The sequence below is a fragment of the Streptomyces sp. NPDC048018 genome (genome assembly GCF_043202995.1).
Classification (GTDB): Bacteria; Actinomycetota; Actinomycetes; order Streptomycetales; family Streptomycetaceae; genus Streptomyces.
On record NZ_JBIDBK010000008.1, the window covers coordinates 206,239 to 219,259 of the forward strand.

Annotated in this window: 10 protein-coding genes and 1 riboswitch; of the genes, 6 read left to right on the plus strand and 4 right to left on the minus strand. The window is 72.0% G+C overall.

The window, feature by feature from the left end:
• Nucleotides 1–228: 228 nt before the first annotated feature.
• The gene (locus ACGF1Z_RS28500; protein ID WP_393008844.1) at nucleotides 229–1,047 is read left to right on the plus strand and encodes a carbon-nitrogen hydrolase family protein; all 819 of its coding nucleotides are present in this window, start codon (nucleotides 229–231) and stop codon (nucleotides 1,045–1,047) included.
• A 60-nt stretch (nucleotides 1,048–1,107) separates the two neighbouring features.
• Nucleotides 1,108–2,805: a flavin monoamine oxidase family protein gene (locus ACGF1Z_RS28505; protein ID WP_393008846.1), complete on the plus strand. Its 1,698-nt coding sequence runs from the start codon at nucleotides 1,108–1,110 to the stop codon at nucleotides 2,803–2,805.
• Between the two features lie 12 nt (nucleotides 2,806–2,817).
• Here the strand turns inward: ACGF1Z_RS28505 and ACGF1Z_RS28510 are convergent, their stop codons facing one another.
• The 3 genes from ACGF1Z_RS28510 to ACGF1Z_RS28520 all read right to left on the minus strand — a co-directional run bounded on the left by ACGF1Z_RS28510 (nucleotide 2,818) and on the right by ACGF1Z_RS28520 (nucleotide 6,295).
• Nucleotides 2,818–3,525: a DUF5995 family protein gene (locus tag ACGF1Z_RS28510; RefSeq protein ID WP_393008848.1), complete on the minus strand. Its 708-nt coding sequence runs from the start codon at nucleotides 3,523–3,525 to the stop codon at nucleotides 2,818–2,820.
• Nucleotides 3,526–3,598: 73 nt separating this feature from the next.
• Complete coding sequence (locus ACGF1Z_RS28515; RefSeq protein ID WP_393008850.1) at nucleotides 3,599–4,993, minus strand: uracil-xanthine permease family protein; 1,395 nt, start codon at nucleotides 4,991–4,993, stop codon at nucleotides 3,599–3,601.
• A gap of 90 nt (nucleotides 4,994–5,083) precedes the next feature.
• On the minus strand, nucleotides 5,084–6,295 hold the full coding sequence (locus ACGF1Z_RS28520; RefSeq protein WP_393008852.1) for an MFS transporter: 1,212 nt from the start codon (nucleotides 6,293–6,295) through the stop codon (nucleotides 5,084–5,086).
• 139 nt (nucleotides 6,296–6,434) lie between these two features.
• Here ACGF1Z_RS28520 and ACGF1Z_RS28525 point away from each other — a divergent pair, with 139 nt between their 5' ends.
• Complete coding sequence (locus ACGF1Z_RS28525; protein WP_393008854.1) at nucleotides 6,435–7,562, plus strand: ROK family transcriptional regulator; 1,128 nt, start codon at nucleotides 6,435–6,437, stop codon at nucleotides 7,560–7,562.
• A 173-nt stretch (nucleotides 7,563–7,735) separates the two neighbouring features.
• Here the strand turns inward: ACGF1Z_RS28525 and ACGF1Z_RS28530 are convergent, their stop codons facing one another.
• Nucleotides 7,736–10,102 carry a chitinase C-terminal domain-containing protein gene (locus tag ACGF1Z_RS28530; protein WP_393008856.1) on the minus strand — a complete coding sequence of 789 codons (2,367 nt, stop codon included), beginning with the start codon at nucleotides 10,100–10,102 and terminating at the stop codon, nucleotides 7,736–7,738.
• A gap of 255 nt (nucleotides 10,103–10,357) precedes the next feature.
• A riboswitch (FMN riboswitch) is annotated at nucleotides 10,358–10,487 on the plus strand.
• 184 nt (nucleotides 10,488–10,671) lie between these two features.
• Between ACGF1Z_RS28530 and ribD the strand changes: the two genes are divergently transcribed.
• The 3 genes from ribD to ACGF1Z_RS28545 are packed head-to-tail and all read left to right on the plus strand — an operon-like array spanning nucleotide 10,672 to nucleotide 13,009.
• Nucleotides 10,672–11,757, plus strand: a complete 1,086-nt coding sequence (ribD, locus tag ACGF1Z_RS28535) for a bifunctional diaminohydroxyphosphoribosylaminopyrimidine deaminase/5-amino-6-(5-phosphoribosylamino)uracil reductase RibD (RefSeq protein ID WP_393008858.1) — start codon at nucleotides 10,672–10,674, stop codon at nucleotides 11,755–11,757.
• 2 nt (nucleotides 11,758–11,759) lie between these two features.
• The gene (locus ACGF1Z_RS28540; protein WP_393008860.1) at nucleotides 11,760–12,368 is read left to right on the plus strand and encodes a riboflavin synthase; all 609 of its coding nucleotides are present in this window, start codon (nucleotides 11,760–11,762) and stop codon (nucleotides 12,366–12,368) included.
• Between the two features lie 44 nt (nucleotides 12,369–12,412).
• On the plus strand, nucleotides 12,413–13,009 hold the full coding sequence (locus tag ACGF1Z_RS28545; protein WP_393008943.1) for a nicotinamide riboside transporter PnuC: 597 nt from the start codon (nucleotides 12,413–12,415) through the stop codon (nucleotides 13,007–13,009).
• Nucleotides 13,010–13,021 lie beyond the last annotated feature (12 nt).

A 13,021-nucleotide genomic window follows, 5' to 3' on the forward strand; every position in this document is an offset into this window, starting at 1 on the left:
CGGCGTCGGGCCTGGGAACGGTCCCTGCCTCCGCCACGCGGCGGGGGAGCCGTACGCCCCGGGTCGCAGCCAAGCGCAACGAATCGCCGTCGAGGCCGAGGATCGCGCAACGGTTCGACGGTCGGACCGCAACAGTCTCGCCTTGTCCCGGCAGAGCCCGAAACCGTACCGTTTTTGACGTCTTCCCTTTGTATTTCTCCCTCACCTTCTGCCACCCGAGGATCGCCCATGCCCGCGCTGCGCACCGCCCTGCTCCAGAGCTCCGGACAGCTCGGTGACGTGGCCGCGAATCTGAAGATCCTCGACGAGGCGGCGGGCCGGGCGGCGGCCGCCGGAGCCGGGCTGCTCCTCGCCCCCGAGCTGTTCCTCACGGGCTACGCCATCGGCGCCGACATCGCCCGCCTCGCCGAGCCCTCCGACGGCCCCTCCGCGCGGGCCGTCGCCGAGATCGCGGTCCGCCACGGCCTGGCCGTCGGCTACGGCTACCCGGAGCGCGACACCGAGGCGCACGGCGTGCTCCACAACTCCGCGCAGCTCTTCGGCGCCGACGGCGCCGTGCTCGCGCACTACCGGAAGACCCACCTCTTCGGCGACTTCGAGCGGAAGTGGTTCACACCCGGCGACCGCGCCGTCGTCCAGGCGGAGCTCGCCGGCCTCACCGTCGGCCTGATGATCTGCTACGACGTCGAGTTTCCCGAGAACGTACGGGCGCAGGCGCTGGCCGGCACCGACCTCCTCCTGGTGCCGACCGCGCTCATGCACCCGGCCGAGGTCGTCCCGGAGTCCGTCGTACCGGTGCGCGCCTTCGAGAACCAGATCTACCTCGCGTACGCCAACCGGACCGGCCCCGAGGGCGACTTCGAGTTCGTCGGCCTGTCCACGCTCGCCGCCCCCGACGGCACCGCCCGGGCCCGCGCCGGACGGGGCGAGGACCTGGTCATCGGCGACGTCGACCCCGACTTCCTCGCGGCCTCCCGCGCGGAGAACCCCTACCTCCGCGACCGGCGCCCCGGCCTCTACGGCCCCCTGGTCGACGACCGGGCCTGAGCCGCCCCGCCCTCCCTCTCCCCCCCCGCTTCACCGTTTCGCGCAAGGAGTCCGCACCCCATGACGTCCACCGTGCCCAACGCCGTCGAGCACGCCGACGAGCAGCAGCCGCCGATCACCATGTTCGGTCCGGACTTCCCCTACGCCTACGACGACTTCCTGGCCCACCCGGCCGGTCTCGGGCAGGTCCCCGCGACCGAGCACGGCACCGAGGTCGCGGTCATCGGCGGCGGTCTGTCCGGCATCATCGCCGCCTACGAGCTGATGAAGATGGGCCTCAAGCCCGTCGTCTACGAGGCCGACCAGATCGGCGGTCGGCTGCGCACCGTCGGCTTCGAGGGCCCGGAGACCGAGGGCCTGACGGCCGAGATGGGCGCGATGCGCTTCCCGCCCTCCTCGACCGCGCTCCAGCACTACATCGACCTGGTCGGGCTGGAGACCAGGCCGTTCCCGAACCCGCTGGCCGAGGCCACCCCGTCGACCGTCGTCGACCTCAAGGGCGAGACCCACTACGCCGAGACCATCGACGACCTGCCGCAGATCTACCGCGACGTCGCCGAGGCGTGGAACGCCTGCCTCGACGAGGGCGCCGACTTCTCCGACATGAACCGGGCGATGCGCGAGCGCGACGTCCCGCGCATCCGCGAGATCTGGGCCAGGCTCGTCGAGAAGCTCGACGACGAGACCTTCTACGGCTTCCTCTGCAAGTCCGAGGCCTTCCGCTCCTTCCGCAAGCGCGAGATCTTCGGCCAGGTCGGCTTCGGCACCGGCGGCTGGGACACCGACTTCCCGAACTCCATCCTGGAGATCCTCCGGGTCGTCTACACCGAGGCGGACGACCACCACCGCGGCATCGTCGGCGGCTCGCAGCAGCTCCCGCTGCGCCTGTGGGAGCGCGAGCCGGAGAAGATCGTGCACTGGGCGCAGGGCACGTCGCTGAGCTCCCTCCACGAGGGGGCCCCGCGTCCGGCCGTGACCCGTCTGACCCGCGCCGCCGGCAACCGGATCACCGTGACCGACGCCTCCGGCGACATCCGCACCTACCAGGCGGCGATCTTCACCGCCCAGTCCTGGATGCTGCTGTCCAAGATCGCGTGCGACGACTCGCTCTTCCCGATCGACCACTGGACGGCGATGGAGCGGACCCACTACATGGAGTCCTCGAAGCTCTTCGTGCCGGTGGACCGGCCGTTCTGGCTGGACAAGGACGAGGAGACGGGCCGTGACGTCATGTCGATGACGCTCACCGACCGGATGACCCGCGGCACCTACCTCCTGGACGACGGCCCGGACAAGCCGGCCGTCATCTGCCTCTCGTACACGTGGTGCGACGACAGCCTGAAGTGGCTGCCGCTGTCCGCGAGCGAGCGCATGGAGGTCATGCTCAAGTCGCTCGGCGAGATCTACCCGAAGGTCGACATCCGGAAGCACATCATCGGCAACCCGGTGACGGTCTCCTGGGAGAACGAGCCCTACTTCATGGGCGCCTTCAAGGCGAACCTGCCGGGTCACTACCGCTACCAGCGCCGCCTGTTCACGCACTTCATGCAGGACCGGCTGCCCGAGGACAAGCGGGGCATCTTCCTGGCCGGCGACGACATCTCGTGGACGGCCGGCTGGGCCGAGGGCGCGGTGCAGACGGCGCTCAACGCGGTCTGGGGCGTCATGCACCACTTCGGCGGCGCCACCGACGGCACCAACCCGGGTCCGGGCGACGTGTACGACGAGATCGCCCCGGTCGAGCTGCCGGAGGACTGAGGCCGAGCGCCCTCAGGGCCGGGCGAGCGGGGTGAGCAGCATCCGCCCCACCAGGCCCACCGACCGGTCGAGGCGTTCGGTGAACTCCTCGGCCAGGTCGGGCAGCCGCCGCAGCTGCCACAGCGAGCGGGCGGCGAGCCAGGCCCCGTCGCGGGCCCGGTCCAGGCTCCAGCAGCCGAGCAGATGCGTCAGCGGGTCCGCGATCTCCAGGAGGTCCGGGCCCGGCATCAGTTCGTCCCGGATGCGCTCCTCCAGGAGGACGAGGACGTCGCCGACCCGGTCGAACTCGTCCTCCAGGTCCGTGGGCGCGCAGTCCAGGGCCCGGCAGGTGTCCACCACCGCGAGGGCCAGGTCGTGCCCGATGTGCGCGTTGATCCCGGCGAGCGCGAACTGCAGCGGCCGGACGCCGGGGTGGCGCCGGTAGTGGAAGAGCGGCCGCCAGCAGGCGGGGGCCGGGCGGCCGGTGGCGACGGAGTCGACGACCTCCAGATAGCGCTGGGCGAAGCGCACGTCGAGGGTGGCGGCGGCCCGGCGGTCGGCGAAGGTGCCCGCCTCGATGGCCCGGCCGATCTCCTCGGTGACCGTCAGATAGACCCGGTTGAACACGGCGACCCCGTCGGCCGGGTGCCAGGCCGCGCGAAGCGACCGCATCCGGTCCACCACGGGGTCGACCGCCACGAAGGGCCCGATCTTCCGGCTGGTCTGCTGGGTCTGCGCCATGGGGGCAGGCTCCCAGCCGCCGGGCCCGGGAGGGAACTCCTCCGGCCCGGCTTCCCCAGAACGGGCGAATCACTCAGTTCTTCGACGTCTCCTCGGTGCCGGTCTCGTAAGAGCTCGTGCCGGCGTCCAGGAGCGGCTCCTGCTCCTTCATGTGCGCCGGGGCGAAGGCCCGCAGGACGTGGTAGCCGGTGATGACCACGAGCGTGCCGAGCGCGATGCCGCCGAGCTCGAAGGTGTCGGTGAACGTGAGCTTCACGCCGCCGACGCCGATGATGATGCCCGCCGCGGCGGGGACCAGGTTGAGCGGGTTGCGCAGGTCGACCCCGGCGTTGATCCAGATCTGGGCGCCGAGCAGGCCGATCATGCCGTAGAGGATCACCGTGATGCCGCCGAGCACGCCGCCCGGAATGGCGGCGACGATCGCGCCGAACTTGGGGCACAGACCGAAGAGCAGGGCGAAGCCGGCCGCGGCCCAGTAGGCGGCGGTGGAGTAGACCCGGGTGGCGGCCATGACGCCGATGTTCTCCGAGTACGTGGTGTTCGGCGGGCCGCCGACCGCGGTGGACAGCATGGAGGCGGCTCCGTCCGCGGCGATCGCGGTGCCGAGCTTGCCGTCCAGGGGGTCGCCGGTCATCTCGCCGACGGCCTTGACGTGCCCGGCGTTCTCGGCGATCAGCGCGATGACGACGGGCAGCGCGACGAGGATCGCGGACCACTCGAAGCCGGGACCGTGCAGGGAGGGCAGGCCGATCCAGTCGGCCTTGCCGACGCCGGAGAGGTCCAGCCGCCAGTGGTCGGTGACCTGGCCGCTCGGGGAGATCGAGTGGATCTTGCCGAAGACCAGGTCGAAGACCCAGGAGATGCCGTAGCCGAAGATCAGGCCCAGGAAGATCGCGATCCGGGACCAGAAGCCGCGCAGGCAGACCACGGCCAGGCCGGTGAAGAACATGACGAGCAGCGCGGTCCACTGGTCCTGCGGCCAGTAGGTGGCGGCGGTGACCGGGGCCAGGTTGAAGCCGATCAGCATGACCACGGCACCGGTGACGATCGGCGGCATGGCCGCGTGGATGATCCGGGCACCGAACCTCCGCACCGCCAGGCCCGCGAGGAACAGCACCGCACCGACCACGAGGATCGCGCCGGTCACCGTGGCACTGGTGCCGCCCGAGGCCCGGATCGCGGCGGCGACGCCGACGAAGGAGAGCGAGCAGCCCAGGTACGAGGGGACCGTGCCGCGGGTCGCGAGCAGGAAGATCACGGTGGCGACACCGGACATCATGATCGCGAGGTTGGGGTCCAGCCCCATGAGGACCGGGGCCACGAACGAGGCGCCGAACATCGCCACCACGTGCTGGGCGCCCAGGCCGACCGTACGCGGCCAGGAGAGCCGCTCGTCCGGCCGGACGACGGCTCCCGGAGCGGGTGTCCTCCCGTCGCCGTGCAGGGTCCAGCGCACGCCGAGGCTCATGGGGTCGCTCCAGTTCTCCGGGTTCCGGTGGCTTCCGGCCCCGCCGTGTCGGAGCCGGAAAAGATCAGCCATATGGTAATGCGCCGCAGGTCAGTGGACCCCTTGCACGGTCCCCGCCTCGGCCGGGTCCCCCGTCGTGGCCCGCGCGCCGGGCCGGAGCACGCCCGCGCCGAGGACGAGGCCGAAGGTGAGCAGCGTGACGAGGCCGAAGGAGAGGACCAGCGAGGTCGCGTCGGCGATGCCGCCGATCGCCGACGGGGCGACGAGCCCCGAGGTGTAGGTGATGGTGGCGACGCCCGCGATGGCCTGGCTGGGGTTCGGGCCGCTGCGGCCGGCGGCGGCGAAGGCGAGCGGGACGACGACCGCGACCCCGAGCCCGATCAGGCCGAAGCCGGCCATCGCGAGCGCCGCGTGCGGGGCGAACACCACGAGCAGCCCGCCGAGCGTGGCCGCCAGTCCGCCGACCCGCACGGTGCGCACGGCGCCGAAGCGGTCCACGACCCGGTCGCCGACGAGCCGGGCCACGGCCATGGTGAGGGCGAAGGCGGTGGTCGAGGCGGCGGCGAGACCCGCGGAGGTGCCCAGCTCGTCCTGGAGATAGACCGCAGACCAGTCGAGGCTCGCGCCCTCGGCGAAGACCCCGCAGAAGCCGATGGCCCCGATGACCAGGGCGGACTTCGGGGGCAGCGCGAAACGCGGCGGGGCCTCCTCCTCGGGGGCGCTGTGCAGGTCGAGCACGCCCTGGCAGCTGATCAGGCCGAGCACGGTGAGGACCAGGGCGGCGAGCAGATGGTGCAGCCGGGCGTCGCCGCCGAGATGGGCGGCCACGGTGCCGGCGGCCGACCCGACCAGGGCGCCCACGCTCCACATGCCGTGCAGGCTGGACATGATCGAGCGGCCGAGCCGGTTCTCGGTCTCGACGCCGAGCGCGTTCATGGCGACGTCGGACATGCCCGCGGTGGCGCCGTACACCAGGAGGGCCGCGCACAGTCCGTAGAGGTTCGGCGCGAGCGCTGGCAGGGTCAGCGACAGGGTCCACAGCGCGAGCAGTCCGCGCAGCGCGGTACGCGCGCCGAAGCGGTGGCTGATCGCGCCGGCCAGCGGCATCGCCAGCGAGGCCCCGATCGCCGGGAAGGCGAGGGCGAGCCCGAGCTGGCCGGCGCCGACCCCGGCATGTTCCTGGATCCAGGGGATGCGGGTGGCGAAGCTGCCGGTCACGGCGCCGTGGACGCAGAAGACGGTGGCCACGGCGAACCGGGCCCGCCGTAGCCGCTGGGTGCTGAAGACGGTTCCGTCCGCCATGTCGTGTGCCCTCCCCGGAGCCGGTGTGGCTGCTCGTCCAGTCTGGCGGCCGTAAACTATCAGGAACCCTGCCTGATAAATAGTGGGCGGGCCCCCAGGCCGCAGACACAGGCCGGAGATCGTCTGAGAGGATCGCCGCATGGCCGCATCCCCGAGCACCGCGCGGGCCATCAACGACCGGCTCGCCCTGCGCCTGCTCCAGGACGAGGGTCCGTTGACGGCGACCCAGCTCAAGACGCTCACCGGACTGTCCCGCCCCACCGTCGCCGACCTCGTCGAACGGCTCAGCGGCTCCGGGCTCGTCCACGTCGTCGGCGAGGCCGGGGCCGAGCGCCGCGGCCCCAACGCCAGGCTCTACGGGATCGTCGCCGACCGCGCCCATCTCGCCGCCCTCGACGTGCGCACCACCTCGGTGTCCGTCGTGGTCGCCGACCTCCTCGGCACCACCCTCGCCGAGGCCTCCCTGCCGGTCGGCGACGCCGCCGACCCCGGCACCGCCGCCGACCGGGCCGTGGCCCTGCTCGAACGCACCGCCGCCGAGGCGGGCGCCGCCCGGCTGCACAGCGTGACGGTCGGCGCGCCCGGCCTCGTCGACCCGGCCACCCGGCAACTGCGGGACACCGCGAAACTTCCCGCATGGCACCGGCGCCTGGTCGCCGCCCTCCAGCAGCGGCTGCCCGCCACCGTCCTCGTGGAGAACGAGGTGAACCTGGCCGCCGTCGCCGAACTCCGCGAGGGCGCCGCTCGCGAGGCCGGCGACACCTTCGTCCTGCTCTGGCTCGGGCAGGGCATCGGCGCCGCCGTCGTCCTGGACGGGCGGCTGCGCCGGGGGGCCTCCGGCGGGGCGGGCGAGATCGGTTTCCTGCCGGTCCCGGGCACCTCCCGGCTGCCCTCCGCGCACGGCTGCGACGGCGGCTTCGACGAGCTGGCCTGCGCCGCAGCCGTCGGTGCCCTCGCGCGGGCCCACGGCCTGGACCCGGACACCGCCCTGGAATCCGGCCACGAGCCCTTCCTCGACGTCCTCGCCGAGCGCCTCGCCATCGGCGCGGCCTCCGTCGCCGCCGTCCTCGACCCCGGCTGCGTCGTGCTCGCCGGAGAGACCGGCCACCGCGGCGGCCCCGGGCTCGCCGCCCGGGTCCAGGCCCGCCTCGCGGGGCTCTCCCCGCTGCGCACCGAGGTGCGCGCCACCACCCTGGGGGACGCGGCCATCCTGCGCGGCGCCCTCCTGACCGCCCGCGACGCGGCCCAGGACGCCCTGTTCCCCTGACGAACGCGTCCGCGCCGCGCCCCGGACAGGGGGGCGCGGCGCGGTGGGGAGGACCCGGCGGCGGCCAAGGGCCGTGAGACCGCCGCCGGGGGTTCTCGGGAGGCGCGGACGGAGGGTCGCGCGGTGCCGGTCGGCGGGCCGGGAAGGCGGACCCGCCGGTCAGACGGTGCGGTTCAGCAGGCGCCCAGGTCCTTCCAGACGCCCCAGTCGCCGGTCGTGCCCGGCTCCTCGTTCTGGGTCCACCACTGGGCCCTCCAGGTGTGGCCCTTGTGGGACACGAGCGTGCCGCCGGTGTAGACCTGACCGGCCACGTACGCCGGAGCGGTGCAGCCCGTGGGCGGCGTCGTGGGCGGGGTGGTCGGGGTGGTCGGGGGAGTCGTCGGCGGGGTGGTGGGCGGCGTGGTCGGCGGGGTCGTCGTGCCCGGCTCCACCACCGTCGTGCCGCGCGCCAGGTCCCCGGCGAGGGCGTACACCGTGCCGTTGACCGTCACCGTCCAGTTCGACGGGGTCGAGACCGGGAGGTAGTAGTTGAACGCCAGGTCGACGCTCGCGCCCGGGGCCAGCGACTGCCAGGCCGGGAGCTTCAGGGACACCCGGTGGAAGTCGCCCTTCAGGCCGCCCACGTTGCTGCCCGTGTGGTCGCTGCTGATCACCTTGGTGCCGAAGCCGGACTGGTCGGAGGCGTTGCCGGGGGACGAGGTGCCGTAGTCGAACTGGAACTCGGTGCCGCCCGGCAGCGCGGTCGCGGTGTTGTTGGTGATCTTGATCTTCGGAGTGATCGGGTAGTTGGAGTCGCCCAGCTTGAACTCGGTGAACTCCACGCCCACGTTCACGGCCTGCGCCGGCAGGGCCCTGTTCGACTTCTTCGCGCCGTACGGGGTGGCCGCCTTGAACTTGTCGTACATCAGCGAGGTGAGCGTCGAGCCCATCTCGTACTGGCCCTTCGCGGCGTTCCAGGCGTAGTCGCCGGCCATCTCCCAGACCATGGTGCCGCCGATGCCGCGGTCGACCACGTAGTCGGCCTTGGCCGCGACGGACTGCTCGTCCTCGGTCGAGAGGAAGACCTTCTTCTGGGCGTTCCACAGCCACGGGGCGACCAGGGTCGCGTCGTACCTGCGGGCGTAGGTGCCGGTCAGCGTGGTGTTCGCGGGGAAGCCGTACTGGGTGACGTAGTCGCCGACGATCCCCTTCTCGAGGTTCTTCGCGTGCCACATGGGGTTGGAACCGGCGGGCGACTCCTGCCCGTTGGTGTCCTTGTCGTGCCACAGGTTGTCGATGCCGACGGCACCGTCACCGCACTTGGTCAGACCGGCGCCGGCCGGGCAGCTGGTCGCGACGGCCTTGCCCCACAGGCCGTCGGTGCCGCCCTGCACGTTCTTGTGGCCGCGGGTGTAGTACGGCAGGCCGATGTTGATCCGGCCGGCCGGCATCGAACCGCGGAAGTAGTGGTAGGCCCAGTCGGTGTTGAGGTAACCGATGTTGCCGTACTGCGCGGAGCCGTAGACGTTGGCGGCGGCGAGCTCGGCGTCCTTGCCGTCGTCGAAGAGCGAGGCGTTCGGGCCGACGTACTCGTTCCAGGCGCCGTGCAGGTCGTAGGACATGATGTTGACGTAGTCCAGATACCTCTGCATCTGGAAGGTCTCCATGCCGCGCAGCAGGTAGCCGGACGAGGGCGCGGCGACGGTCAGCAGGTAGTGCCTGCCGTCGGCGGCGCCGGCCGTGTCGAGCTTCTCGCGCAGGGACTTCATCAGGGCCGCGTAGCCCTGGACGAGACCCGCGCGGCGCGCGTTGGCGAGCTGCCAGTCGAGCGGGTTGCCCGCGTCCTTCATCGTCGTCGGGTACTCGTAGTCGATGTCGACGCCGTTGAAGCCGTACTTCCGGATGAAGTCGACGGCCGAGCCGGCGAAGGTGTCGATCCCGGCCCGGTTGACCGACCCGTCGGGGTTGGTCGCCATCGCGTAGAAGCCGCCGGAGTTCACCCGGGTGCCGTTGTCGTCGAAGTAGCCGCCGGTCTCCGCCCAGCCGCCGACCGAGATCAGCGTCTTGACGTTCGGGTGCTGCTTCTTGAACTTGTTGAGCAGGTTGAAATGGCCCTTGTAGGAGTAGGCCGGGTCCATCTCGGCGCCGGCGACACCGGGCCAGGTCATCCCGGTGGCCGCGTTGTCCGGGCCGTCCGCGCCCACCGACAGCTTGTTGTCGCCGCCGACGTGACCGAACGCGTAGTTGATGTGGGTGATCTTGTCCCACGGGATGTCCTTGGCGAGGTACGCCGGCTGGCCGTTCTTCCCCGTGCGCCAGCCGGTGAAGTAGCCGATGACCCGGCGCTGGTGGTCCGCGCCCATCTTCTCGCGGCCCTCGGCGTCGTAGACGGAGCAGTACGGGACGTCGACGCCGGGGGTCTTGTAGAGACCGTCGGGGCGACAGGACTCGTTGTCGGCGGCGTACGAGACGCCTCCGGCGGCGAGGGAGCTGATCAGCAGCCCGGCGACGGCGGCGCCGGACGCGAGCAGGCTCGCTCTCTTCTTCGTGGGGGACAGCACGTTCGGTTCCTCCAGGGGAGGTCGGCAGAACACAACGAACAAGGGGGTGGGTCGTGTCGGGGCCCGTGGAGTGCGCACGCCGGCGGGCCGTACCTCGGAGGTGACACGGAGATTAAGAGGACTAGACCAGTGCGTCAATAGGTCTGGACCAAAGCGGAGTTCCGTGGGAGGGTGAGCGCGGTCTGTGAGCCAGCCCACAGGACCTCACCCGTATGGGCGGTCCCCGTCCGTGGCACACTGGCCCTGTATCAGCAGCAGCGCACTCCGGGGTCGGTGTAATTCCGAACCGGCGGTATAGTCCGCGACCCGTCCGCAGCCAGCGGCCGGTTGACCAGGTGAGATTCCTGGACCGACGGTGAAAGTCCGGATGGGAGGCAGTGCGCGGCGGGCGACCCTTACACAGGGGTGAGCCGGCCGTACGTCCGCTGGTCGCCGTACCGGTCCCACGGGACCGGGGGGTGCACCGGAGGACTCTCGGTCCCGGCGCATCCTGTGCCAGGCCGTCGTATCCGCTCTCTGTCGTCATCGACAGGCCCCGGAGTCCGTGCCCGAAGAGGCAGGAGGACCCGGTGGCCACCCAGGCCGACATCACCGCCATGCGACGCGCCGTCGCGCTCGCCGCCCGCGGTCTCGGCTCCACCAGCCCCAACCCCGTCGTCGGCTGCGTCATCACCGACGCCTCCGGCCACCAGGTCGGCGAGGGCTACCACCAGCGCGCCGGCGGCCCGCACGCCGAGGTGCACGCCCTGCGCGAGGCCGGTGTCCTGGCCCGCGGCGGCACCGCGTACGTCACCCTCGAACCCTGCAACCACACCGGCCGCACCGGCCCCTGCGCCCAGGCTCTCGTCGAGGCCGGGATCACCCGTGTCGTCTACGCCGTCGGCGACCCGAACCCGCAGGCCACCGGCGGTGCCGCCACCCTGCGCGCGGCCGGCGTCGAGGTCGAGCAGGGCCTCCTGGAGGATGAGGCCGAGACCGGCAACCTCGCCTGGCTCACCTCCGTACGCCGTGGCCGCCCCTTCGTCCGCTGGAAGTACGCCGCCACCCTCGACGGCCGCATCGCCGCCGCCGACGGCACCTCCCGCTGGATCAGCTCCGCCGAGTCCCGCGCCGACGTGCACCGGCTGCGCGCCGAGTGCGACGCCGTCCTCGTCGGCGGCGGCACCCTGCGGGCCGACGACCCCCACCTCGCCGTCCGCGGCGTCGAGGGAGCCGTCCAGCCGCTCCGGGTCGCCGTCGACACCCGCGCCGAGATCCGCCCCACCGCCCGCCTCCTGGACGACGCCGCGCCCACCCTGCTGGTCGTCGGCGAGCACGCCGATACCGGACACCTGCCCGGCGTCGAACTGCTCCGACTGCCCCTGCACCACGGCCGGATCGACGCCACCGAACTCCTCGACGCGCTGCACGCGCGGGGCGTCCGCTCCGTGCTCCTCGAAGGCGGCCCCACGCTCGCCGGCTCCTTCGTCGCCGCGGGCGCCGTCGACCAGGTGGTCGGCTACCTCGCCCCGGTCCTTCTCGGCGCCGGCCCGCAGGCCCTCGCCGACGCCGGAATCGCCACCCTCACCGACGCGTTGCGCCTCCACGTCACCGAGGCCGAGCGCCTCGGACCCGATGTCCGCATCACCGCCGTCCCGACCACCAAGGGAGCCTGACCGTGTTCACCGGAATCGTCGAAGAGCTGGGCGAGGTCGTCGCCGTCGAACAGCTGGAGGACGCCTCCCGTTTCCGCCTGCGCGGCCCCGTGGTCACCGAGGGCGCCCAGCACGGCGACTCGATCGCCGTCAACGGCGTCTGCCTCACGGTCGTCGAGTTCGGCGACGGCGAGTTCACCGCCGACGTGATGGCCGAGACCCTCAAGCGCTCCTCCCTGGGCGCCCTCGAGGTCGGCTCCCGCGTCAACCTGGAGCGGCCGATGGCCGTCGGCGGACGCCTCGGCGGCCACATTGTCCAGGGCCACGTGGACGGCACCGGCACCATCCTGGAGCGCGAGCCCTCCGAGCACTGGGAGATCGTCAAGGTCGGCCTGCCCGCCACGCTCGCCCGCTACGTCGTCGAGAAGGGCTCCATCACGGTCGACGGCGTCAGCCTCACCGTCGTGGAGGTCGGCGACGACTGGTTCACCATCAGCCTCATCCCCACCACCCTCGCCCTGACCACGCTCGGCCTCAAGCAGAGCGGCGCACCCGTCAACCTCGAGGTGGACGTCATCGCCAAGTACGTCGAGCGGCTGCTCGGCCCGAACGCACAGGAGACCGTCAAGTGAACTGGCTCAACTCCGAGGCGTTCACCGTCTTCGGCCAGCACATCATGTGGTCCGACATGATCGGCAACACGATCGGTCTGATCGCCCTGGCCCTCGGCTGGCGCCGCTCCATCCTCACCTGGCCCGCCCAGCTGCTCTCCGGCCTGATCCTCGTCGGCGCCTACGCCTCCGCCCACCTGGCCGGCGGCGTCGGCAAGCAGCTCCTCGTCATCGGCGTCGCCGCCTGGGGCTGGTGGCAGTGGAACCGCGGCAGGCAGCAGGCCCAGGACGGCTCCATCGCCGTCCGCTTCGCCACCTGGAAGGAGCGCGGGCTGCTGCTGGCCGGCGCGGCCCTCGGCACCCTCGCCGTCGGCGGCCTCTTCACCCTCTACCCCTCGCTCTCCTGGAGCCCGTGGGCCGACGCGTACATCTTCGTCGGCACCCTCGTCGCGATGGTCGCCCAGGCCCGCGGCCTGGTCGAGTTCTGGTTCGCCTGGCTCCTGGTCGACCTGGTCGGTGTGCCCCTCGCCTTCAACAGCGGCCTGGCCTTCTCCGGCCTGGTCTACGTCATCTACTTCGGCCTCGTCATCTGGGGCATGCGCGACTGGTGGCTCCGGTCCCGTGCCGCCGTCCCCGCCGCTCTGGAAGGAGCTCACGCATGAGCGTCCGCCCGT